This window comes from Actinomadura sp. 6N118 (assembly GCF_044326415.1).
Taxonomy (GTDB): domain Bacteria; phylum Actinomycetota; class Actinomycetes; order Streptosporangiales; family Streptosporangiaceae; genus Spirillospora.
In genome coordinates, this window is the sequence record NZ_JBIRAZ010000044.1 from 24,002 (window position 1) to 45,451 (window position 21,450).

The following is a 21,450-nucleotide window of genomic DNA, read 5'->3' on the forward strand; positions in this document are numbered from 1 at the left end:
CATCCACAGGCCGTCCATGCACCGGCCGGTCGCAAGATCGGGCAACATTGGTTCATGGAGGCCCGTTCCCGATCCGCATCCCGCGACCTCGCCGCGCTGCCCAAGGCTCATCTGCACCTGCACTTCACCGGTTCGATGCGGCACTCGACGCTGGTCGAGCTGGCTGACGAGCGCGGCGTGCACCTGCCGGACGCCCTGGTCGACGACTGGCCTCCGCATCTGCAGGCGACCGACGAACGCGGCTGGTTCCGGTTCCAGCGGCTGTACGACATCGCGCGTTCGGTGCTCCAGACCCCCGGCGACCTGCGCCGGCTGCTGCGCGAGACGGCGGAGGACGAGGCCGCCGAGGGATCGGGCTGGCTGGAGATCCAGGTCGACCCGAGCGGGTACGCGGCGCGCTTCGGCGGGCTGACGCCGACCGTCGAGCTCATCCTCGACGCCGCCCGCGAGGCCGAGGCGGCCACCGGGGTGGGGATCGGCCTGGTCCTCGCGGCCAACCGCACGCGGCACCCGCTCGACGCCAAGACCCTCGCCCGCCTGGCGGTGCGCTACACCGACCGGGGCGTCGTCGGCTTCGGCCTGTCCAACGACGAACGCCGGGGTCGCGCGTACGACTTCGAAGGCGCCTTCCGCATCGCGCACCGCGGCGGCCTGCTCGCCGTCCCGCACGGCGGCGAGCTGCTCGGGCCCCAGAGCGTCCGAGAGTGCCTGGAGACCCTGGAGGCCGAGCGGATCGGGCACGGGGTGCGGGCCATCGAGGACCGCAGCCTGCTGGAGAAGATCGTCGACCGCGGCGTCACGCTGGAGGTGTGCCCGGCCTCCAACGTCGGTCTCGGTGTCGCCCGGACGGCCGCCGACGTGCCCGTCCGGGACCTGTTCGAGGCGGGTGCGCGGCTCGCACTGGGCGCCGACGACCCGCTGCTGTTCGGCTCGCGCCTCGTCCGGCAGTACGAGCTGGCGCGGACCGACCACGGGTTCACCGACGAGGAGCTGGCCGAGCTCGCCCGCCAGTCGATCGGCGGCTCAGCCGCCCCCGAGGCCGTCCGCAAGCGCCTCCTCGGCGACATCGACGACTGGCTGGCGAGGCCTCAGGCCGACGCGGACTCGGACGCGGGCACAGACGCGGACTTGGACTCGGACTCGGACACAGACGCGGGCTCGGACGCGGACGCCTGAGCCTTAGCCGGTTCGGCTGGGTCCGGAGTGGCGGCCGGGGCGGCGGTGGCGGGCAGCCGGGTCGGGATGATCAGTGCGACGACGACCGCGACGGCCAGGACGGCGGCGCCGCTCCAGGTCGCGGCGGTGAGGCCGGCGGTGAACGCGGCGGGACTCTCGAAGTCGCCGTTGGCGGCGAAGATCGCGCCGAGCACCGCGATGCCGAGCACCGTGCCGAGCTGGCGGAGGGCGTTGCTCACGCCGGATGCGACTCCGGTGAGCTCCTGCGGCGCGAAGGCGAGGACCAGGCGGGCCTGCGGCGAGAAGAACAGTCCCATGCCGATGCCTGCCAGGACGAACGCGGGCAGCAGCGCGGAGTAGGAGGCGTCGGTGGTCGTCACCGCGCTCAGCCAGACGATTCCGGCGGTCTGGAACGCCAGCGCGATCACCAGCACGTTGCGGGCGCCGATGCGCGCCATCAGCAGGGCGGCGAGCGGGGCGACCAGTACGGGCATCGCCGTCCACGGCAGGGTCCGGACGCCTGCCTCGAGCGGGGACATGCCCTGCACACCCTGGAGGAACTGCGCGAGCAGGAAGACCGAACCGAACATGCCGAACGACATCACCAGCGCGGTGCCGTTGACCGCGCTGAAGCCACGTCCACGGAACAGCGCCAGTGGCAACATCGGGTGGGCGGCGCGCGCCTCGTACAACAGGAAGCCCATCAGGACGACCGCGCCGACGATCAACGACGCGAGAACGAGGCCGCTGGTCCAGCCCCGGCCGTTGCCCTCCACCAGGCCGAGCACGATGCCGAGCAGGCCGGCGCTCACCAGGAGGGTGCCGATCAGGTCGAGCGGCCTGCGCGGGCCGTGGCTCTCGCTCAGGAACGGCCGGACGAGGGCGAGCAGGACGACGCCGATCGGCACGTTGATCCAGAAGATCCACTGCCAGCCGGCGTAGTCGGTGAGGGCGCCGCCGACGACCGGGCCGAGCGCCACCCCCAGCCCGCTCATGGCGCCCCACGCCGCGAGGGCCTGGCCGCGCTTGGCCGCGGGCACCGCCGCGGCGAGCATGGTCAGGGTGAGCGGCGTGATGATGGCGGCGCCCGCGCCCTGAACCGCTCGGGCGGCGATCAGCGTGCCGATTCCGGGAGCCAGGGCCGCGGCGGCGGAGGACGCGGTGAAGACGGTCAGGCCGATCGCGAACAACCTTCGGCGGCCGAACCTGTCGGCGACGGCGGCGCCGGTGAGCAGCAGGACGGCGAACGTGAGCGTGTAGGCGTTGACGGTCCATTCGAGCGCTTCCAGGCCCGTGCCGAGGTCGGTCCGGATCGAAGGGAGCGCGTTAGTGACGATCAGGTTGTCCAGAGAGACCATGAACAGCGCGATGCCGGTCACGATGAACGTTCTCAATGGGTGATGCCGCATGACCATTCCTTTGTTAGTTATCAATCACTAACTTTGCTGCCGAAAAAAATAGGTGTGCCGGCGGGTACCGAACGCAGGGACGGCTCAGCCCTTCTCCGACCATTCGAGAAGTGATCGGCCCAGTTCGGGGCCGGGGGCGTAGGGGATGTCGAGCGCGGTCAGGATGTTGAGGAGCATGCCCCTCGACACGAACTGCACGATGTCATCGGCCGACTCGCCGGTGAGCTCGGCGATGGTCCGCCACAGCTTGGCCCAGCGGGCGTTCCCGATCTGCCGGACCTCCTCGTCGTCGAGCGCGGCGGCGTAGAGCTGCAACTGGAATTTGAGCTGGACGCCGGAGTCGAGCATCTCCCGGTAACGCGTCCCCATGGCGACGATCGCGTCCTGGCCGTACTTGCCGCCGGCGGCGTCGCGCATCGCCTCCTCCATGTTGTCGAAGCAACGCTCCACCGCGGCGAGGAAGAGCGCGCGCTTGGACGGGAAGAGGCGGAAGAGGTACGGCTGGGATACCCCGACGCTCTTGGCGATCGCGGCCGTCGAGGTGCCTTCGTAGCCGCTCCGGCCGAACTCGCGGATCGCCACGCGGACGGTCTCCTCGCGCCGTTCGTCGGCGCTCATCCGTGGGCTCATACGATGAGGTTAGTGGTCAATCACTAACTTCATCAAGCGCCGTCGGCCACATCCCCTGCCTCTCCAGATGGGCGATGAGGAGCTCGCCCGCCTGGGTGATGTGCAGCCGCATGGCCTCGCTCGCCGCCTCGGGGTCGCCCAGGCGCAGCGCCGCCATGATCCGCTCATGATCCCGTACGGCCACGGCGGGCCAGTCCGGCAGCCTCCCGTACAAGCCGCGCGGCACGTAACGGGCGACCGAACCCAGCGACCAGGCCAGCTTCGGCGAGTCCGCGGCCAGATTGATCGCCCGATGGAAGGCGTGGTTGTGCTCCTCGACGAGATCCACCCGGCCGGCGCTCACCGCCTGGTCGAGCGCCCGGTGGATCGCGGTCAGCTCCCGGAGCGGCTCAGGCCCCACCAGGCCGGCCGTCCTTGTGGTCAGCTCGGCCGCGATGGTCGCCTGTACCCAGAACAGGTCCTTGACATCCTGTTTGGACAGCGGCGCGACGACGAAACCGCGCCGCGGCTCCAGCTGTACGAAACCCTCACTGCGCAGGGACTGCAGCGCCTCCCGTACCGGCGTCACGCTGATGCCGAAATCAAGCGCGAGCCGCTCCAGCCGGAGGAACTCCCCCGGACGCACCCGCCCCTCCATGATCAGCTCACGGATGCGGGCAGCGACCTCGTCGCTCAACTGAGGACGCAGTCCCAAACCCCTTTGGGGTCGCGGAATGGCCACCTCGTGCTCCGCCCCCTCAAGGCCCTCCCGCGGCAGGACCCCACGGGTGCGAAGAGCCTTGCCCTTCATGATGCGCGCGAATCGGCACATGTGGAACGCACAGAGCACGTACGACTCTGAGAAAACAATTGTTACCGCCGCGCATGTCCTGCCAGCAATTCCTCGCGACGAGGCCACAAGAGGTGGTCGAGGCAGCCGAGCAGCAGCCGGTCGGGGAGCCCGGGCGGCTCAGAGGCTCCTGATCCCGTCGGCGGTCAGCAACGCCCCGAAGACCGCGAAGCCCGCTGCCGCTCCGTACCGGATCACCCGCTCGGGCAGCCGCCGGCCCAGCACCCGGCCGACCACGATGGCCAGCGCGTCGGCCGCGACCATGCCGATCGTGGAGCCGAGCCAGACCCCGGTCAGGCCGGCCACCCCGCCGTGGTCGGCGGCCAGCGTGACGGTGGCGAGCATCGTCTTGTCGCCGAGCTCGGCGAGGAAGAACGCGCCGCCCACCGCGAGGATCGCCGAGCCGGTGGCCCGGCGGGCCTTGACGCGTTCGTCGTCGTCCAGCTCGTCGCCGCGCAGCGTCCATGCCGCGAAGCCGAAGAACGCCACGCCTGCCAGGATCGAGATCGGCCCAGTGGGGAGCGCGGCGCCCAGCGCGGCACCGAGCAGCACACTTGCCAGGTGCACCACCGCGGTCGCGACCGTGATGCCGACGAGAACCGGAAGCGTCCGGAAGCGTGTGGCAAAGGTCATGGCCATGAGCTGGCTCTTGTCGCCCAGCTCCGCAATGAAGATCACGACCAGGCTGATGATGAAGGCGGACACCGCATCCCTCTCGCTCGGATGCCGAGCGGAGGAGGGGAATCTCGCCGGTGAGGGCGCGCGACCTCGGCCCGGCATGACTGCCAGGCCGAAGGTCTCGTCCGCCCGCGCACGCGCGGGCCCGGGTGACCGGGCGGCCCAGCCGTGCGGCCGCCAGTATGTCGATCACGCGATTGGGACTACTCCCCCTCGACGATCATCAGGCTACCAGCCACCGCAAAGCAGAGGATCTGGAGTCAGAGGGTGACGCCGACGAAGACGGGCTCGTTGACCAGCTCGATCCCGAAAGCCTCCCGTACCCCGGCGCGGACGTGCCGGGCCAGCGCGAGGAGGTCCTCGGTGCGGCCGCCGTCGGGGTTGGTGAGGGCCAGGGTGTGCTTGGTCGAGATCCGCATCGGGCCGAGCGCCTCGCCCTTGGCGAAGCCCGCCCGGTCGATCAGCCAGGCGGCGGAGGTCTTGGTGCGGCCGCCGCTCTCGGGATAACGCGGGAACGCGACGTCCGGACCGAGCCGTTCGGCGACGCGGCGTTCCAGATCGGCCAGCTGCACCGCGTCCAGGATCGGGTTGGTGAAGAACGAACCGGCGCTGCGGGTGTCGGGGTCGTCCGGATCGATCACCATGCCCTTGCCGCGCCGTAGCTCCAGCACGGCGTCGCGGGCCTCCTTGAGCGCGACACGATCACCGGGCTCGGCTCCCAGCTTGCGGGCGAGCTCGGCGTACGCGATCGGCTGGGACTCTTCGGACTGGCGCAGCGCGTACGTCACGTCCAGGACCACATGGCGGTCGGAGCCCTTGAAGACGCTGTGCCGGTAGGTGAAACGGCAGGCGTCGCGGTCGAGGGTGACGACCTTGTGGGTCTCGCGGTCGTATGCCTGGACCGCGACGATCGTCTCGCTGACGTCCTGCCCGTACGCGCCCACGTTCTGGATCGGGGTGGCGCCGACACGTCCGGGGATGCCCGCCAGGCACTCGATCCCGGCGAGCCCGTCCTCGACACAGCGCGCCACGAACGGGTCCCATTCCTCGCCCGCCTGCACGCGGACCAGCACCCGGCCGCCCTCGGCCGGCATGATCTCGGTGCCGCGGGTGCCGACGTGCACGACGGTGCCGGGGAATCCGGCGTCGGAGACCACGAGGTTGCTGCCGCCGCCGAGGACCAGCACCGGTTCGCCTTCCTCGTCCGCCCGGCGGACCGCGGTGACCAGCTCGGCCTCCGTCGTCGCCTCGACGAAACGGCGCGCCGGGCCGCCCAGCCGGAGCGTGGTGTAGCCGGCCAGGTTCACGTCCTCAGCGAACACTGCCACGCGGTCTTCCCCTCCCGTACGTTCGTTCCCGCCTCGAGGGCGGTCACGTACCGTACGCTCACGCCTCCCTAACGCTCCGATCGTATGAGCCGGATCCGTGCCCGCGAACCACCGGACGCGGAACCGGACCCGTGCCCGCGAACCACCGGACGCGGAACCGGACCCGTGCCCGCGAACCACTGGGCCCGGAACCGGACCCGTGCCCGCGAACCAACCGGAGGCGGAACACGGCTCCGGCTCAGACGATCGATTCGCCGCACCGCCACCGTCCTGGAACGGCGTGGCGCGGCCTGCGCTCAGGCGAGACGGACGACGGCCTTGGCGCGGGTGAGCACCTTCTGGTCGTTGGACCGGGCGGTCAGCGCGACGACGACCTTGTTGTCGTCGAGCTTCTCCTCCACCTTGCCGCTGATCTCCAGGGCCGCGCCACCCTCGTCGGGCACCACGACCGGCGCGGAGAACCGCACCCCGTAGTCGACGACCGCGCCCGGGTCACCCACCCAGTCGGTCACGAACCGGCCGCCCTGGGCCATCGTGTACATGCCGTGTGCGATCACGTTGGGCAGGCCGACCTGCGTGGCGAAGCTCTCGCGCCAGTGGATCGGGTTGAAGTCGCCGGAGGCCCCGGCGTACATGACCAGGTTGAGCCGGTCGATCTGGTAGGTCTGCGCGGGGATCTCGGTGCCGACCTCGACGTCGCTGTACTTCACCTTGGCGGTCATCAGGCCCCCCGCTCCACGAGCGAGTTGAACGTCTTGACGATCAGCTCGCCCTCGACCGTCGTGATGTCGGTCTCGATGGTCATCTTCTCGTTGTTGCCGATCGACCTGATCTCGGTGATCGTCGACGTGCAGGTCACCACGTCGCCGGCCTGGAGCGGGCGACGGTACTCGAAGCGCTGCTCGCCGTGCACGACCATCGCGAGGTTGAGCCCGAGTTCGGGGTCCACGATCGCGGGGCCGCCGAGCGAGACCACGATCGGGAAGGTCGGCGGGGCGATGACGTCGGGGTGCCCGGCCGCCTTGGCGGCCTCGGGGTCGCGGTAGACCGGGTTGCGGTCCCCGATCGCGTCCGCGAACTCGCGGATCTTCACCCGGCTGACCTCGTACGGCTCACTGGGCGGGAACGTCCGCCCGATGAAGTCACGGTTGAGTGCCATGCAATCCGTCCCTCCAGGTCCAACAGGGCCGTGCGAGCCCGCGTGCCCGCGCCGAGCACATGCTTGTCGTCTCGGACGGACCGTAACAGAACGACGTTCAGCCCGCCCTCGCGGGTAGGCGCGGGGGCGGGCTGAGTCACGTCAAAGCAAGCAATGAGCACGTCAAAGCAAGCGATGGGAAAGCAAGCGCTGGGAAGTCGCCATCCAACTGATACGCCGGTCAGCGCCAGAGGCCGGCCAAGGCCAAAGCCATGACGGCTGGGCGGCCTGTGTGCGACCTGGCGGATCGGCGGGAGTCCACCGGGGGGTCAAGAGACCACACCGCGGTGAGCCGCAGCGGACTGCGGCGAACTGCGGCGGACCGCTCGACTAGCGGGTCTCGCGGTGCGGACGGTGGGTCCGGCAGTTGGGGCAGTACTTCTTGATCTCGAGGCGGTCCGGGTCGTTGCGCCGGTTCTTCCTCGTGATGTAGTTGCGGTGCTTGCACTCCTGGCAGGCCAGCGTGATCTTCGGCCTAACGTCGGTGGCAGCCACGATGGAGTGCCTTTCTGGCTAGGGACTGGGACATACGTTGCAATCCTGGGCCGCCCGGGCGGACAACCCCTGATCTTGAGCACCGGCCATCCCGCCCGGAGTGGGGACGAGAGGTCGGGTAGTAGCGAGGGCCGGACTTGAACCGGCGACACAGCGATTATGAGCCGCTTGCTCTGCCTGACTGAGCTACCCCGCCGTGATGGTCGGTGTGGACCGATAGGTCAGGATACCTGATGGCCACAACACCTCGGAAACCGCGAACAACCCCGGGCCCGCTCCGAGCGGACCGGGGGATGCGGACTTCCTTGAGCCCCTTTACGGAATCGAACCGTAGACCTTCTCCTTACCATGGAGACGCTCTGCCGACTGAGCTAAAGGGGCCTTGCCGCCGCAGCGACGGGTGTAACCATACACGGCCCGCGCGCCGGATACGAAATCAAATCCGGCCCCCTGAGCGCACAGCCTCCGGGAATGCCGGACGGCCGCCGTTGCGCCCGATATGCCAGGCTGATCGTCATGAGTGACTTCCTCCGCCACGTGGACGCCACGGTCCAGGCCGCCGTCGCCGAGGATCAGGCTTTCAGTGATCTGATGCCCCGATTGATGAGCGAATCGCAGGGCGCTCCCGCCACGGTCCTGAACATGGCGATGATGAAGATGGGCGAGGGGATCGCCGCGGCCCCGCCGAATCTCGGCTGCTGGCTCGCGGTGATCGCCGGGTCCTGGGTCGAGAACGGCGCAACGGTCTTCGGCGTCGGGGAGCCCGTGCTGGACCGGCTCCTCGGCGTCGCCGAGAGCGGCGTCGCGTTCGCCGCCGCCTGGCAGAAGGCGACCGGCCGGCAGCCGCCCGACCCCGAAGGCCAGCCGTCGCAGCAGATCGTCGACACCGTCTCGCGGGACTTCGACGATCCGGTGGCGGCGATGATGTCGTGGTTCTCGATGGAGAAGTTCGCGCTGTCGGCCAACACGATGTTGTCGGCGTCGGCCGACCTGCGCGCCTCCGTGACCGACAGGGAGAGCAAGGCCGATCTCGTCGCGCAGCTGGCCGAGCACTCCGCGAAGATGGACTGGGTGGCGCGGCTGCTGCGGGTGGTGGAGAACGAGCGGCTGCTCGTTCTCGACCGTGCGTCCCGTCAGGGCTGGACGGTCTCCATCGGCGGCATCGGCGACAACTTCCAGCTGCACGTCCTGCTCGGGGGCAGGCTCCTCGGGCGCCCCGGCGGCATGCCGGGCGAGGCGGTGCCGGCCGAGCTGGTCTCGTGGTTCACCGACACCGACGTGCCCGAGGCGGGCCCGATCGTGAACAGCTTCTGGAACCTGGTCGACGCCCACGGTGAGTGGATCTACAACGAGGGTGTCCCCGCCGACATCCCCGCCGTCAACGGCGTGCGTGTGGTCGTTCTCGATCCGCCCTCGTACGTGCGATCCTTCCCCGCCGGCCGGAAGCACCCGATGATGGTGGGGCGGCTGGCGGTCGAAGGCAGGCACCTGCCCGAGGATCTCGCCGGCTGGTGGCAGCACATCGCGCCCGCCAAGAATCCCGTCGGCTAGAGCCAGGAATCCCGTTGGCTAGAGCCAAGAACCCCATCGGCTAGAAGCGCACCAGCACGGCCGTCGCGTCGTCGTAGCGCTTGCCCCGGAGCAGCGTCTCGGTCGCCTCGGCCTCCCTGGTCCGCCTGATCACCTCACGTGGCCCGGCCCGGTCGAGCAGGTCGAACAGCTCGGCCCACCCGATGCGTCCGAACCTCTCGACCAGCCGGGCCGCACCGTCGCTCAGCAGGGCCGCCCGCCGTACCCGGTCGACCGAGATCTCCCCCGCGAGCGCCTCGTACGCCGCCTCCGGCCGGGTGCTCGCCACCCAGAACCCGCCCGGACTGTTGCGCGCCGCCCGGACCGCCTCGTCGGTGTAGCTCGGCAGCTCGTCCACCCGGCCGTCGCGGATGACCCGTATCTCGTCGCCGACGTCGAGCAGAACCGGCGAATCGGCCAGCACCAGCCACTGCACCTGGTCGCCGGCCCGCCGCAGCAAAGCGACCGTGCTGGACGGACTGTCGGGATTGTCCAGGTCACACGCGCCCGTGTGGAGCTCGCGAACACCCTTGATCGAGTCGGCGAGCAGGTCCGTCAGCGGCGCCCCGTTCTCCAGCACCAGCCGCGCGCCGATCTCCGCTCCCAGCCGCCGGACGAGCCAGGCCGGATCGTGCGCGCACCCGCTCTCCACCCCGGGGCGCGCGGTGGCCCCATCGAGGACGACCACCCATCCCGGTCCCGCGACGACGTAATCCTCGTTCCCCCGCCCGGGCGTCGCCTCGCTGGCGTAACTCACCTGCACGCTGAAGGCCTTCCCCTAATACCGCTCCAGGCGGCTTCCGACGACAACGGCTTCGCCTGGAGCTAGGCGATGCGGCTCTGCCACTCTTCCCAGAGCTCAGCGTGCAGCTTGTAGAGGCCGTACGGCTCATCCCCCGATGGCTCGTACAGCCGGGTGCCCGGCTCCGGTGACTTCCCACGGGTGGTGAAGAACGCTGCGGCGGCGTGCTCACGTTCGGCCGTGCGCACGTGGAGGTACCAGCCCTGACCGATCCCCGCAGCGTCCGCCGTGATCTCGGTGATCTCGTCCCACACCAGGAGACGCCGGTGGAACCCCCACACGACCCTGATCCCGGACTCCTCGATGATCACCCGTGTACGGAGGAGGAACGCGACGCACACCACGGTGAACACGACGAACACCCCGCCCAGGACGGCCCGCTGGAGATCAGAGGGGTTGGACCGTGTGGACGTCGCCCCGGAGAACAACAGCGCGGTGGTGAGCCCACAGAACGCGGTGACGCCGGCCATCACGCCGAGGAATCGCCAGCAGCGTAGCGTCCGGGGGTACGTTGCGGCGTCTGTCGCTGACATGCCGGACACGATTTCACGGCAGCAGCCACCCGGGCCACAACACGGGCTTTTGCGGGGAATCCGCGTGGATCGTCAGATCTCCAGCACGACCTTGCCGAGTACGCCTCGCTTCCCCTGGAACGCCTCGCGTGCCTCCGCCAGCGGGTGAACGGCGCCGACATGCGGGCGGAGCCGGCCTGACTCCGCTCGCCGTCCAAGCTCGGCCAGCTGGTCGCGGTCGGGCTCGACGATGAAGAAGACCGCACGCCCTCCCTCAGGCCGCACCGGCGGCGGCGCCGTGATCGAGACGAGCGCGCCGCCCGGCTTGACCTTCCCCGCCGAACGTTCGAGCAGCTCGCCTCCGATGGTGTCGAAGACGAGGTCGACCGGCTCCACCACGTCCTCGAAGCGTTCCCGTTCCAGATCGACGAACGTCTGCGCGCCCATCTCCGCCGCCACCCCGGCGGCCCGTCCCCGGCCGGTGGCGATGACATGGGCCCCGGCCTCACGTGCCAGTTGCACGGCCAGCGTTCCCGTTCCGCCCCCGGCTCCGTGGATGACGACCCGCTGCCCGGGCTCCAGTCCACCGTGCACGAACAACCCCTGCCAGGCCGTCAGCCCCGCCAGCGGCAGCGCGGCCGCCTGGACATGGCTCAGCGCCTCGGGCATCAGCGCGAGGTTCCGTGCTTCCACCGCCACGTACTCCGCAGCCGCCCCGTCCCGGTGCCAGTCGGTCAGCCCGAAGACACGGTCGCCGACCGCCAGCCCGCTCGTCCCGTACCTGACCTCGGACACCACACCGGCCACCTCATGCGCCGGAATGGACGGCGTCCGGTCCCGCCCGGCCCGATCGACCCACGTTCCAGGCCACTCCAGCTCATCGGGCACGAAGCTGGCCGCATGCACCTTCACGACGACATCACCGGTGGCGGCGTGCGGAAGCGGCGCTTCCTCCAGAAGGAGACCTTCACTCCCGCCAGGCTTGTGAATACGGACTGCCCTCACTGTTCGCCCTCCTACTCGAAGCCGTTCTCGCCAGGGAGACGATGCAACACACCCCCACCGGGGACAATACGGCCAGTAGCTGTCCTCTTTCGTTCGTAGGGTTCCCATGAAGCCGAGAGAGGGGAACATCACGATGACCATCGTCGTCACCACTCCGACCGGACATGTCGGGTCCCGGGTGGTCCGGTTGCTGCTACAGGCCGGCGTACGGCCGCGGGTACTCGTACGCGACCCGGCGCGTCTGGAGGCCCGCGAGCGTGTCGACGTACGGCGCGGCGACCTGACCGATGCCGCGTTCGTCCGCAAGGCCACGGCCGGAGCGCGGACGGTCTTCTGGGTCGACCCGACTCCGTACTCGGCCGACGACCCGATCGAGACGTCGGAACGGACCGCCTCCGGCCTCGTGGAGGCCGCCCGCGCCGGCGACGTCGCACGGGTGGTGCTGCTCAGCAGCGTCGGCGCGGAAAAGCGACACGGCGTCGGCCACATCGACGGACTGGCCCGGATCGAGGAGCAACTCGATGCCACCGGCGCCGACACGCTCCACCTGCGCTGCGGCTACTTCTTCACCAATCTCCTGCTGGATCTGGACGGCCTGGCCGGCGGTGTGCTGACCACAGCGTTCCGGCCGGACAAGCCCATGCCATGGGTCGACCCGCGCGACATCGGTGACGTCGCCGCCGCACGGTTGCTCAACGACGAGTGGAAAGGCCGCGTGGTGCAGGCCGTCCACGGACCGGAGGACCTCACCTTCGAGCAGGTCGCGAAGACCCTCACCGAGGTGCTTGACCGGCCGATCCAGCTCAACGTCGTGGGTGACGACGATGTCCGTGCCGCGCTCCGTTCAGCCGGCCTGACGCACAGCGCCGTGGAAGGCATGGTCGGCATGACCGCCGGCACGCGCGACATGGTCCCCGAACAGCCACGCGATCTGGAGACCACGACCCCCACCACGCTGGCGAGCTGGGCTTACACACACCTGCGCCCACTGCTACAAGCACCGGCGAGCCCCTGACCTTGGAACGGCTCAGCCGAGTTCGCTGATGCGGATCAGATTGCCCGCAGGATCGCGTACGGCGCAGTCGCGAACGCCGTACGGCTGATTGGTCGGCTCCTGGACGATGTCGGCGTCACCGGCCTGCAACTGCTCGAACGTGCTGTCAAGGTCGGCGGTGGCCAAGGTGATGCCCGCGTAGGTGCCCTTGGCCATCATCTCGATGATCGTGCGGCGCTCCTCGTCGGTGACGCCGGGATCGACGGCCGGCGGCTGCAGGACGATGGACGTACCGGGCTGGTCGGCGGGCCCCACCGTGATCCAGCGCATCCCGTCGTATCCAACGTCGTTGCGGACCTCGAAACCGAGGGTGTCGCGGTAGAAAGCCAGAGAGGCATCCGGGTCGTCGTGCGGCAGGAAGGTCGCGTGAATGCTGATGTCCATGGAAGCACGCTAAATAAGCCTCGGGGACGGGTGCTTCTCGATTCCTGACCGGTCTGGTGACCTCGTTTGGCCGGCCTACACAGCGCCGATGAAGCCGTGGGCGCACGCGCCGAGTGCCTTCCCGGTCGGTGTCAGGACGGTGACGTCGAGCTTGTACCCGTCGCGGAGGGCGTCGATGAACACGGTCTCGGGAGTTCCGGTGCGCCGGGCCAGCACTTGGCGCTGCCCGGCGTCGGCGCCCATGACGACGGCGAAGGGGTTGCCCAGCCCGCTGTGCGGATCGCGGGGGTCGACGAAGGCCGATCCGAAGACGACAGAGGCCTGGCGCGGCAGCGGCCACACGTCAGGCCTGTTCATGCGTTTGGCCAGAGGACAAAGAGCGGGAAGGCGCGCCGACTGGGCCGGGTGCCGATCTCCTTGATCGCCGCACGGATCTGGCGCAGGTGGCCGGTGGTCATCTGCAGTGGGGGCTCGTCGGGCTGATAGGTGGTGCGGATCGGATAGTCCACGCCTGACTGCCTGGTCATCTCGATGTGGCAGCCGACCACGTGCGTGACCGGTCGGAGGTCGGAGAACTCGATCAGGCGGTCGATGGTCCGGGCGAAGGCCGGCCAGTCCTGGATGTAGAGCCGGCCCGGGTAGACGGTGTCACCGGTGAGCAGGAACCCAGTCCACGGGTCGAAGAAGGTGACCGCCGCCTCGTGGTGGCCCGGAGTGGCCAGGCATTCCAATATGCGGCCCCCCAGATCGACCTGAGCCACGGTGTCGGGGTCCTCGCTGAATCCGAAGTATTTCCAGGCGGTGGTCAGGTCTGCGCCGACCACCGTGGTGTCGGGGCGGTCGGTGAACTGTCCATCGCCTGCGATGTGGTCGCCGTGCGGGTGAGTGTGCAGCACCAGGAGGTGGTATCTCTCCCGGGGGTTTCGGGCGAGCCAGCCGTGGACGAGCCCATCGACCACCCGGCGCAAAGGGAAAAGCTCGGCAGATGCGGTAGCGCCGGTGTCGATCAGCACCGCCTGGAAGTCCCCGAACAGCAGGAACAGGAATGGCGCCTCGTAGTTGATCGCCATGTTCTGGCGCAGAATGAACGTGTGCTCATCGTAGGCGTGGACCTGGATATCCGGGTCGGTGTTGTGCTTGGCCGACGGCGAGCCGTGGATCCACTGGACATCCAGGCCGTGAGGCTGGGAAACCTGACCGGCGAAATCAATAAGGGACCTGCCCATGACGTCTCCTTGGGTGCGTCGTCTTAGCAGGCCGGGTACGGCGCACATCTCGTCCGGGGCAGGCATCTACACGCCTCCGTCGCGACGGTACCACGACACCAATCGGCCACTTTTTCATCCCTCCGCAAGGCGGCTATAGGACGGCACCGGCATACCCATAGGTGATCCTGAGGCTCGTCGCGCCAGTGGAGGAGTGACCACTGGGCAGCTTCGACAAGAGGCAGAGCGCATGCCGAGCCAGCACAGGTAGCGCGCCATGAACTCTCTTGCTGCGGGGGTCTTGGCAGGTGTGGGGCACCGCGTGCTTGTCGGTCCGGAGTACACGGATCGCGGGGCTCGGGGGCTGCGACGGTGCGGCCGGGTCGGGGCGCCAGCGGCCACAAGTACCTCGAAAATTCGTGCCACCTATCCCTGCCTGGCCAGATTTGGACGGTTGGACCAGCGCCTGGGCGGGATCGTGAACTGTGGATGAGCGTCGCATGGTTTGTGGGGAGAGCTATGGCCGGGCTGTGGACGGCATTCATAGGTGTGCTGGGGACGTTGGCAGGCGTCTCGTTGACCTACTGGTTCCAGCGGAAGGGGCAGCACACTGAACGATTGCGCCAGGAGCGCATGCTTCGGTACGGGGACTTTGCGGTCGCGATCATGGAGTACAGACGGACACAGATGGACCGCTGGCGCGACTGGGGGGATGAGACCGGGGAGAGATCTCAAGAGCGATTCCACGACCTGTTCCGCACTCGGAGTGCTGCATGGGGTGCCTACTATCGAGTACGCCTCATTTCAGACAGCCCTCCGGTGGTCACGAGTGCCAAGGAGGCTCTTGATCTCGTCACCGCGATCAAACAGGTACGGGATGCAGCCGAACTCGAAGCTCTATCGGAGCGCTGCCGGGAGGCCGTCGCCCACTTCACCGACATCGCGGCGCCAGAGATCCAGGGCAGAAGTCAGACCGGCCCCGATGCCGTCGGCTGAGAGGTGGTCGAGCACCTGAATGTCAGCGCCGCCTAACGGCACTCAAACTTCAACCCGTATTCGACCCGGCCACCTGTAGAGGCCCTGTGATCATCGGCGCAGCCTCCCGCACCGCCCTGTCCGAGGTCATCCAGGGCCGTTGTCAGCATCCGCGTTAGCACGCACACCGCCCCCGTGGGCTGGACCCCGCGCAACCGGCGAGACGATGCCCGTCCAGATCCATCCCCTGATCTGCTCGGGAGCCCTCGTTCTGACCTCGCCAGTTCCACAGTCGTCCAGGCTCATCCAAGCCCGCTGTTAGCACCCGCGTCAGCAAGTTCGCCGTCAGCGCGGTGCACGACTGTTGGCACTGCGGTGTCATCGCCCCACGGTCGTCCAATCTGTAGGGGCCGGCTCGACAAGATCACTAGATTCGTGGCGTTCGAGACGACAGAGGATCTCGGCGAGGTCGTATGCCGGGAAGCACACTTGCAGGAGTCGCAGGCCGAAGTCCGAGGCACGGGTTTCGTCCAGCATCGCGACATCGAACGGCCTGATTGACACGTCCCAAGAGTCCGGTGCGGCCCAATGGGACATCCGCACGTAGAAAGCGTCACGCGGGCCAGCCTTCGCGATCGCAGTCAGGAACGATAGCCCGCTGTCAACTGGGAAGTCGATGAATGCCCAACCTCGGCGCGACTCAACATACGCAGCCATATGCGGCAACCGATCCACCCAGTCCGCGTTGCTCTCCCCGGCATCCTGGCAACTCGTCAGTGTCTTGAACCCGTTGCGCCACAGCGCCTCCACAACCGGCGCCAACTCCTCGTCGACCTCGGCACACATCTTGCCTACACGTACGGTACGAACCGGGTGGATGTTGTCTGTGCTCGTCACCTGACGAGGGTACTGGGCCAGAAACACCTGCAGAAGAAAGCTCCCCTACCAGGTCGCGGACGAACGAACGGGATCAGGCTCCCAGCACCGACCCTCCTGCGTAACTGTGCAAGGTGTTCAACCTTGCTTCGTTCGCCGATTCCGCGGCATCTGAGGACTTATGCAGCTCGGCGATACGATCGATCATGGTTACGGCAAAGGTCGCCAGCATCTCGGTCGTGTACCGCTCCTCGTTGCTCACGTCTTTCCAGAGCTGCTGGAAGGAACCCCGGGCACTTCGGGCAGTCATCAAGGCTGTGAATCAGTCGTACCGCGAGACGCGTCGCTCTGAGTTCCTTGAGATCCAGTGAGCGGATGTAGTGCCCAGGCACCATGAAATTAGTGCCTTGGGGCCTTTGTTGCGGCGGCAAGCGTTATTACCGTCGACTGGAGAGTAGTTCCAGAAGACTCATTCTGGTGAATCGTCAGCCACAGAGCCGTACAGACTTCTCTTGTCACGTCCTTTCTCCGAAGCCCGCGGGCGACCGGAGCGGGGCACAGAACCAAAAAGATAGGGATGATCTCATGCAGACACGCCGAATCCTGGTCAGCGCGACCCTGTCCGCAGCAACGGTGGCCATGGGAATCGGGTCCGTGCCCGCTCAGGCGGCCGTCGCACCGAGCGGCACCTCAAGCAGCACCTCAAGCGCCATCTCGGACGGCGACGCGACGGCACAGAAGGTTACAGTCCGCAGGAACGGCAAGGTCGAGATGGTCATCACTCACAGCGGCAGGAAGGTCATCCGGGTGACGGTACAGGTGCCGGGCCGCGGCGCCGGAAAGGTCAAGTTCTCGTACCGAGCCACCAATGCGAAGGGAAAGTACGTCGGCCCAAGGCGCAAGGAGACGCGAAACTGCGATCCAGGTGGGGTGAGGCCGTGCGCGGCCTTCTTCAAGGGGATCAATTACAAGTACCCCAAGGGGGTAGTCCTGGCCGGCGCCGCTGAGTACAACGGAAAATACATCGGGATTCCGACCTACTACGTGAAGTAGCGGCCCGATACGGCACCGCAGCATACGTACATGGTGCGGCTACACCAGAGCGTGTGAATGGCCGACCCCATCCGAGTGGGGTCGGCCAGATCACGATGGGCACCCCAGATGCTGGAGTCAGATCCAGGCTCAGGGCTGCGTTGAAGTCGCCTTCATGCCGGATGAATCGGTAGGGGGCCATCGTTCCGGCGAGGTCGGCGCGGCCTCGCCGGAATTCGTCGATCACGCCCTGCATGAATTCCGGATCGACCCCGCTGAACCCCCGGCGGGAACGGCGCGGGTCATGGCAGTTAGGGCAACGAGTGAGGTTTTCTCGCTGACTTTCAGCTGATCCTGCGGGGCGCGGCCTCCAAGGTCCAGGCAACGACCAGGGGCCAACTCTTGCTTCTCTGCGACGCACAGACGCGCCTCGCCGAGCGCCTCGCCGTCGCCGAGGCTCAGCGCCCCCAGCAAGAGAGGTGCTCCCACGGCATCGAGGAATCGAGGCCGGTCATGAACGGCCAGGCCGCCGCTCCTGGGCGCGACTGGCGACCGGTGTACCTCAAGGCCGCCGAGGACCTACGGAACCAAATTCTCCTCGGCGAGTTCCCCGCAGGATCGACCATCCACAGCGAGTCCGTCTTGGCCGATCTCTTAGCTGTGATCACGGTCGTGGGTCGGGGGCGTGTGATGGGATCGGGCGAATGGATCACCAGTCGGAAGCCGCCTACATTCGTTCGGTCTGCGTCGAGTTCCTCGGGGAGCACTTGGGATCTCAGTTGGCCGCGCTGGCCAGACCGGGATTTGGTCTCAGCCCGGCCGGCGAGTCCCGTCCGGCGGTGGGACGCAGCCGCCTGGGCGGTGCGGCCCTCCTGGACCCGGAAACGCCGTGGCCATACACCGATGAACTGCCGCTCAGCCTGTACGCCGTGCTCGACACCGACGAACTCGCCCCGTGGCTCGGGGACGAGCTGCCCGTTCGGCCTGGACTGCTCAACTTCTTCCTCGATGATTTCGAGGACTGTCGGGTCATCCCTGCGGACCCGGCCAGTGCCGTTGAGCTCAGGTCGCCCGACGATCACGCCTTCGCAACCGTCCCGCTGCATGCCAAACCTGGCCTGTCGCTCCCCGACATGTGGTGGGGCGGAGCGCTGGAGGATCTCATCGAGGGCTTCGGGCTCGACCCGGGCCCCGACCTCACAAGCATCTGCGACCCAGAGGAGTCGGTGACCAGCCTGTTCGCCGGAGATGACTCCCCGGGCGGGTATTACCCGGGGGCGATCGATGTCGACCAAGCCTTCGGCTGGCCGCTGTGGATAGCGCCGGGCGACCCGCTCCCGGATCTGCGGGGGGAGTACACCCACCTTCTCCACCTCTCCAGCAACCTCGGCGAGTGGGAATTTCCCAAGGGAGGTTCGCTGAACTTCCTCATCCCGAGGCAGGCGCTTCGCGACGGCGACTACTCACAGGCATTCGTCGCGCTGGACGTTGGTTAAAGGAAACCCGTTCGGTGGGGCGAGGGATAAGTATCGTGATTCGGGCGAGGGGGTGATCACCAGCCTGACGCCATGAAGTATTCATAGAAGGCGACAGATTGGAGTTCGGCCACGATGGCAGTTTCGTACCTGGTGCTCGCCCCTCCGGCACGGGGTCCCGACGTTGTGAACGACATCGATGACTTGTTGGCCGATCTAGAGGAGCAGGAGGGGGTCGACCTCATCTATGACGCGCTGGTGCCGCGCACCGAGCACGTGATCGAGCATCAGTACCGGGACGCAGACGAGACCGTGTGCTTGTCCCTGGCGAATGACGGCAAGACGCCTGTGGACTACCTCATGCTCACCGCACCGGACGACGTCCTAGTCCGGATGGTCGCCTTCTTGAAGACGCAACTGCCCGTGGTGAGCTTCGAAGATCTCCGCACTCGTGCGCATGAGCGGACGGAATCGGCCCCTGGCGCGCTGGTGCGGATGGCCATCGCAGCCGAAGAACCAGATCAGGAGTCGATAACCCTCATCCGGCAAGCCTTGCACAGCCCAGACCGTGACATGAAGCATGCCGCCATCGAGGCGGCCTGCCTAACCGGCTGGCCCCTCTTTCTGGATGAGCTCGTCGACCTCTACCACCGACATCCTGAAACGGACACCCGTGCGCTGGCCGGTCGAGCGGTGCAGGCGCTGATCGGGAGAAACCCGACAGGGCCTTCCCCACATTGACCGGCCACATGCCGATCGCCTCTGCCGTTGGGGCGTACCTGGTCCTGCACTCCAAGCAATCCCGACGCCTCGTCGTGTTGCAGCTCAACGGAGGCGCCAACAGATCGGTCCGTTTCGGCTGATGGGATACCTGGGCTACTGAGGGGGCGAGCTAGAGGTGAGCCTCCCTACGCTTCTGGGCTCGCGTGGGGTAGTGGCGGACGGGCGACGCGGCGCGGCGGGACCGGACGGGACAGGCCGCACGCCCGGTGCGCCAGGGCGGGCGGTCGCCGGCGACCGCGAAGCGAGCGCCTTTAAGACGCGTGATGAAAGTTCTCATCTGACACGTCCCACAACCCGGCCAGAACCGCGCAGTGGCGCGAGGTGGACCATTAGCGGCAAGGCGCGTGACCGCCAGCCACTCAAACATCGTGCGCCTGGCGAAACGCGTCCCGTTCCCCTACACCCGGATCTCGTGCGCATCACCGAAGCCACCTCACAGAGCAAGGGGGCGAGGCCCAAGCGGGAGAGCCTCCCGAGGGCGCCGAGAGCGCGGCCTGACCGGTCACCGATCTTCGGCACAGCGTTCCGCAGCGTTCCGCAAATAGCCGGACAGTAGCGAAACGGCCTGTCACCAGTGTCATACCTGGTGACAGGCCGTTTCGCGTTGGTGTGGCGGGTGCAGGGTTCGAACCTGCGTAGGCTAAGCCGACGGATTTACAGTGCGCCATGGATCACGGCGCCCCTCCCCCGCTGACCTGCATAGCAACGGGTTTCGCGCCTCCAAGCATGCGGAGTCATCCCGCGAATATCCCGTGAGGGCATCAGGCTTGCGCTCGGCAGAGTGGAGTGAACAAGAGGACGACGACTAGCCCCTGATCTGCGAACGGGCGACCCCACCGTGCTAGACCGGGGCCGCCCGTTCCGCGATTGTTCCGCATTGCCAGGTCCCCGTTGCCGACCGCACAGCCTCAGCCCTAATTGACTTGCGCCGGAGGCAGGGTGGCCCATCAAGATGTGATCATGCCTTCACGCAACCGCCGTCTCCGAAGCGGCGTGTCGTGGCCGATCACCCTGACGGACGTAGTCGATGGGCTCGGTGAGCAGTACGAGTTCGTTAAGAGACCGAAGTTCTGCGTTGGCGGTGTCGCTGACAGTCCACTGGCCGTGGAATGGGTTCCCGCCCACTCCTTCAACTTCGGAATGGGCGGCTATCACCCGGATGTCGTGGGAATCCACATCGATATCCGTCCGGTGAGGTCGGCAGATAGGGCGGCTGTTCGCTCGCTGCTGCTGGCGATCGCGTTGCCACAGCTAGGTGACTGGATTGCTCGCTCCCAGGTTGCAACGGAGACTTGGAAGGACGAACGGCACACTTGCCGATGGACCTGTGATGAGAAGGAAGTCAGGTTGGTGGGTGAGTGGCCGTGGTGAGCGATGGTCGACCTGGCACGACGCCGAACCACAAACAACCGTCAAGGTCGGTGAGACCGCGCAACCTCGGCGGAGGACCCCTCGTATGCCGCACAGAAGCTCGCACCGTCCCGGAGTGCTCATTCGCGCGAACGGCGAGACGGTGTGACAGAGCTTGGCGCGAATGAGTGCTCCGGTTCCAGGAGGGGTCTGGGGAACCACGGGGTTCCCCAGTCACACACGCTTGATGTGAGACAGCACCCGTCGCCTACGTGAGCGGGCTGCCGTCCAATGCCGTAGGCACCCGTAGGGCGAGCAATGCGAGTTGGCCGGCGGCCTGCGCCCGTCAACTCTGAGCGGTGGCGCGACCCCGTGACTGCCGTTCAGCCGGGCGGCAAGTCGGGGCGTCGCCGATGCGCGGCCGGGCGCGCGCCGCTGGAGACCGGCGCCCACGCCGCATGCTCCGGCGGCGCAGGCGGCGGGCCGCGCCAACGGCGCGAGCGCCGCCGCCCTTGATACCTAAAAGCTCAATTCGGCAATGATCGCTGGGTAGTTCATTGTCGTGTCCCGGGTCATGCTTGACAGTCGAGTCCCAGTTGATGGTTGACAGGTGCCGTGTTCGGTTCTGTCGTTTCGTGGTGTTTGCGGGCATCGCGTGGCGGGAGGGCTGGGATTGGCGCTGGTG

At 67.6% G+C, this 21,450-nt stretch carries 24 protein-coding genes, 2 tRNA genes and 1 riboswitch; of the genes, 8 read left to right on the forward strand and 18 right to left on the reverse strand.

The window, feature by feature from the left end:
• The first annotated feature begins 54 nt into the window (after positions 1–54).
• Positions 55–1,176, forward strand: a complete 1,122-nt coding sequence (locus ACH34W_RS53330; protein ID WP_395968971.1) for an adenosine deaminase — start codon at positions 55–57, stop codon at positions 1,174–1,176.
• On the opposite strand, the gene ACH34W_RS53335 is transcribed toward ACH34W_RS53330, so the two are convergent.
• From ACH34W_RS53335 to ACH34W_RS53380, 10 genes are all read right to left on the reverse strand, one after another.
• Positions 1,089–2,585, reverse strand: a complete 1,497-nt coding sequence (locus tag ACH34W_RS53335) for a DHA2 family efflux MFS transporter permease subunit (protein ID WP_395968972.1) — start codon at positions 2,583–2,585, stop codon at positions 1,089–1,091. The genes ACH34W_RS53330 and ACH34W_RS53335 overlap by 88 nt on opposite strands.
• A gap of 84 nt (positions 2,586–2,669) precedes the next feature.
• Positions 2,670–3,215 carry a TetR/AcrR family transcriptional regulator gene (locus tag ACH34W_RS53340; RefSeq protein WP_395968973.1) on the reverse strand — a complete coding sequence of 182 codons (546 nt, stop codon included), beginning with the start codon at positions 3,213–3,215 and terminating at the stop codon, positions 2,670–2,672.
• A gap of 16 nt (positions 3,216–3,231) precedes the next feature.
• Positions 3,232–3,891 (reverse strand): GntR family transcriptional regulator, encoded by a 660-nt coding sequence (locus ACH34W_RS53345; RefSeq protein WP_395968974.1) that lies wholly within the window; start codon positions 3,889–3,891, stop codon positions 3,232–3,234.
• A 273-nt stretch (positions 3,892–4,164) separates the two neighbouring features.
• Positions 4,165–4,749 (reverse strand): TMEM165/GDT1 family protein, encoded by a 585-nt coding sequence (locus ACH34W_RS53350; RefSeq protein WP_395968975.1) that lies wholly within the window; start codon positions 4,747–4,749, stop codon positions 4,165–4,167.
• Between the two features lie 233 nt (positions 4,750–4,982).
• Positions 4,983–6,050, reverse strand: a complete 1,068-nt coding sequence (locus tag ACH34W_RS53355; RefSeq protein ID WP_395968976.1) for a UDP-N-acetylmuramate dehydrogenase — start codon at positions 6,048–6,050, stop codon at positions 4,983–4,985.
• Positions 6,051–6,346: 296 nt separating this feature from the next.
• Entirely contained in the window at positions 6,347–6,772 is a 426-nt protein-coding gene (locus ACH34W_RS53360) for a MaoC family dehydratase (RefSeq protein ID WP_395968977.1), read from the reverse strand.
• On the reverse strand, positions 6,772–7,209 hold the full coding sequence (locus ACH34W_RS53365; RefSeq protein ID WP_395968978.1) for a MaoC family dehydratase N-terminal domain-containing protein: 438 nt from the start codon (positions 7,207–7,209) through the stop codon (positions 6,772–6,774). Before ACH34W_RS53365 ends, ACH34W_RS53360 begins: the two co-directional genes overlap by 1 nt.
• A 369-nt stretch (positions 7,210–7,578) precedes the next feature.
• Entirely contained in the window at positions 7,579–7,743 is a 165-nt protein-coding gene (rpmG, locus tag ACH34W_RS53370) for a 50S ribosomal protein L33 (RefSeq protein WP_026404241.1), read from the reverse strand.
• 122 nt (positions 7,744–7,865) lie between these two features.
• Positions 7,866–7,939: transfer RNA gene (locus ACH34W_RS53375), tRNA-Met, on the reverse strand.
• A 112-nt stretch (positions 7,940–8,051) separates the two neighbouring features.
• Positions 8,052–8,124, reverse strand: a tRNA-Thr gene (locus ACH34W_RS53380).
• Between the two features lie 135 nt (positions 8,125–8,259).
• Between ACH34W_RS53380 and ACH34W_RS53385 the strand changes: the two genes are divergently transcribed.
• Positions 8,260–9,294 (forward strand): hypothetical protein, encoded by a 1,035-nt coding sequence (locus tag ACH34W_RS53385; RefSeq protein WP_395968979.1) that lies wholly within the window; start codon positions 8,260–8,262, stop codon positions 9,292–9,294.
• A gap of 40 nt (positions 9,295–9,334) precedes the next feature.
• Here the strand turns inward: ACH34W_RS53385 and ACH34W_RS53390 are convergent, their stop codons facing one another.
• The 3 genes from ACH34W_RS53390 to ACH34W_RS53400 form a co-directional block, all read right to left on the reverse strand.
• A complete protein-coding gene (locus tag ACH34W_RS53390; protein ID WP_395968980.1) occupies positions 9,335–10,075 on the reverse strand; it encodes a hypothetical protein in 741 nt (246 codons plus the stop codon).
• A 62-nt stretch (positions 10,076–10,137) separates the two neighbouring features.
• The gene (locus ACH34W_RS53395; protein WP_395968981.1) at positions 10,138–10,647 is read right to left on the reverse strand and encodes a hypothetical protein; all 510 of its coding nucleotides are present in this window, start codon (positions 10,645–10,647) and stop codon (positions 10,138–10,140) included.
• A gap of 72 nt (positions 10,648–10,719) precedes the next feature.
• Complete coding sequence (locus tag ACH34W_RS53400; RefSeq protein ID WP_395968982.1) at positions 10,720–11,631, reverse strand: NADP-dependent oxidoreductase; 912 nt, start codon at positions 11,629–11,631, stop codon at positions 10,720–10,722.
• A 133-nt stretch (positions 11,632–11,764) separates the two neighbouring features.
• On the opposite strand from ACH34W_RS53400, the gene ACH34W_RS53405 reads away from it, so the two are divergent.
• Positions 11,765–12,646, forward strand: coding sequence for an NAD(P)H-binding protein (locus tag ACH34W_RS53405; RefSeq protein ID WP_395968983.1), 882 nt, complete (start codon positions 11,765–11,767; stop codon positions 12,644–12,646).
• Positions 12,647–12,658: 12 nt separating this feature from the next.
• On the opposite strand, the gene ACH34W_RS53410 is transcribed toward ACH34W_RS53405, so the two are convergent.
• The 3 genes from ACH34W_RS53410 to ACH34W_RS53420 form a co-directional block, all read right to left on the reverse strand.
• Positions 12,659–13,069 (reverse strand): VOC family protein, encoded by a 411-nt coding sequence (locus ACH34W_RS53410; protein ID WP_395968984.1) that lies wholly within the window; start codon positions 13,067–13,069, stop codon positions 12,659–12,661.
• Between the two features lie 75 nt (positions 13,070–13,144).
• A complete protein-coding gene (locus tag ACH34W_RS53415; RefSeq protein ID WP_395968985.1) occupies positions 13,145–13,426 on the reverse strand; it encodes a hypothetical protein in 282 nt (93 codons plus the stop codon).
• Positions 13,423–14,295, reverse strand: a complete 873-nt coding sequence (locus ACH34W_RS53420) for an MBL fold metallo-hydrolase (protein WP_395968986.1) — start codon at positions 14,293–14,295, stop codon at positions 13,423–13,425. The genes ACH34W_RS53415 and ACH34W_RS53420 overlap by 4 nt, the downstream gene beginning before the upstream one ends.
• A gap of 12 nt (positions 14,296–14,307) precedes the next feature.
• A riboswitch (guanidine-III (ykkC-III) riboswitch) is annotated at positions 14,308–14,375 on the reverse strand.
• Between the two features lie 418 nt (positions 14,376–14,793).
• On the opposite strand from ACH34W_RS53420, the gene ACH34W_RS53425 reads away from it, so the two are divergent.
• Positions 14,794–15,270 carry a hypothetical protein gene (locus ACH34W_RS53425; protein WP_395968987.1) on the forward strand — a complete coding sequence of 159 codons (477 nt, stop codon included), beginning with the start codon at positions 14,794–14,796 and terminating at the stop codon, positions 15,268–15,270.
• Between the two features lie 357 nt (positions 15,271–15,627).
• Here the strand turns inward: ACH34W_RS53425 and ACH34W_RS53430 are convergent, their stop codons facing one another.
• The gene (locus ACH34W_RS53430) at positions 15,628–16,146 is read right to left on the reverse strand and encodes a hypothetical protein (RefSeq protein ID WP_395968988.1); all 519 of its coding nucleotides are present in this window, start codon (positions 16,144–16,146) and stop codon (positions 15,628–15,630) included.
• Between the two features lie 73 nt (positions 16,147–16,219).
• Positions 16,220–16,387 (reverse strand): hypothetical protein, encoded by a 168-nt coding sequence (locus tag ACH34W_RS53435; protein WP_395968989.1) that lies wholly within the window; start codon positions 16,385–16,387, stop codon positions 16,220–16,222.
• 323 nt (positions 16,388–16,710) lie between these two features.
• Here ACH34W_RS53435 and ACH34W_RS53440 point away from each other — a divergent pair, with 323 nt between their 5' ends.
• From ACH34W_RS53440 to ACH34W_RS53455, 4 genes are all read left to right on the forward strand, one after another.
• Positions 16,711–17,178 (forward strand): hypothetical protein, encoded by a 468-nt coding sequence (locus ACH34W_RS53440; RefSeq protein WP_395968990.1) that lies wholly within the window; start codon positions 16,711–16,713, stop codon positions 17,176–17,178.
• Positions 17,179–17,861: 683 nt separating this feature from the next.
• On the forward strand, positions 17,862–18,653 hold the full coding sequence (locus ACH34W_RS53445) for a DUF1963 domain-containing protein (RefSeq protein ID WP_395968991.1): 792 nt from the start codon (positions 17,862–17,864) through the stop codon (positions 18,651–18,653).
• A gap of 165 nt (positions 18,654–18,818) precedes the next feature.
• Positions 18,819–19,373, forward strand: a complete 555-nt coding sequence (locus ACH34W_RS53450) for a hypothetical protein (RefSeq protein WP_395968992.1) — start codon at positions 18,819–18,821, stop codon at positions 19,371–19,373.
• Between the two features lie 1,002 nt (positions 19,374–20,375).
• On the forward strand, positions 20,376–20,786 hold the full coding sequence (locus tag ACH34W_RS53455) for a hypothetical protein (protein WP_395968993.1): 411 nt from the start codon (positions 20,376–20,378) through the stop codon (positions 20,784–20,786).
• Positions 20,787–21,450 lie beyond the last annotated feature (664 nt).

Excerpts from the sequence above, each read along its gene's own strand:
- ACH34W_RS53330 (WP_395968971.1), top strand. The coding sequence starts at position 55 with ATGGAGGCCCGTTCCCGATCCGCATCCCGCGACCTCGCCGCGCTGCCC.
- ACH34W_RS53335 (WP_395968972.1), bottom strand. The coding sequence starts at position 2,585 with ATGCGGCATCACCCATTGAGAACGTTCATCGTGACCGGCATCGCGCTG.
- ACH34W_RS53340 (WP_395968973.1), bottom strand. The coding sequence starts at position 3,215 with ATGAGCCCACGGATGAGCGCCGACGAACGGCGCGAGGAGACCGTCCGC.
- ACH34W_RS53360 (WP_395968977.1), bottom strand. The coding sequence starts at position 6,772 with ATGACCGCCAAGGTGAAGTACAGCGACGTCGAGGTCGGCACCGAGATC.
- ACH34W_RS53365 (WP_395968978.1), bottom strand. The coding sequence starts at position 7,209 with ATGGCACTCAACCGTGACTTCATCGGGCGGACGTTCCCGCCCAGTGAG.
- ACH34W_RS53385 (WP_395968979.1), top strand. The coding sequence starts at position 8,260 with ATGAGTGACTTCCTCCGCCACGTGGACGCCACGGTCCAGGCCGCCGTC.
- ACH34W_RS53395 (WP_395968981.1), bottom strand. The coding sequence starts at position 10,647 with ATGTCAGCGACAGACGCCGCAACGTACCCCCGGACGCTACGCTGCTGG.
- ACH34W_RS53405 (WP_395968983.1), top strand. The coding sequence starts at position 11,765 with ATGACCATCGTCGTCACCACTCCGACCGGACATGTCGGGTCCCGGGTG.
- ACH34W_RS53410 (WP_395968984.1), bottom strand. The coding sequence starts at position 13,069 with ATGGACATCAGCATTCACGCGACCTTCCTGCCGCACGACGACCCGGAT.
- ACH34W_RS53415 (WP_395968985.1), bottom strand. The coding sequence starts at position 13,426 with ATGAACAGGCCTGACGTGTGGCCGCTGCCGCGCCAGGCCTCTGTCGTC.
- ACH34W_RS53420 (WP_395968986.1), bottom strand. The coding sequence starts at position 14,295 with ATGGGCAGGTCCCTTATTGATTTCGCCGGTCAGGTTTCCCAGCCTCAC.
- ACH34W_RS53425 (WP_395968987.1), top strand. The coding sequence starts at position 14,794 with ATGGCCGGGCTGTGGACGGCATTCATAGGTGTGCTGGGGACGTTGGCA.
- ACH34W_RS53440 (WP_395968990.1), top strand. The coding sequence starts at position 16,711 with ATGCAGACACGCCGAATCCTGGTCAGCGCGACCCTGTCCGCAGCAACG.
- ACH34W_RS53445 (WP_395968991.1), top strand. The coding sequence starts at position 17,862 with ATGGATCACCAGTCGGAAGCCGCCTACATTCGTTCGGTCTGCGTCGAG.
- ACH34W_RS53455 (WP_395968993.1), top strand. The coding sequence starts at position 20,376 with ATGCCTTCACGCAACCGCCGTCTCCGAAGCGGCGTGTCGTGGCCGATC.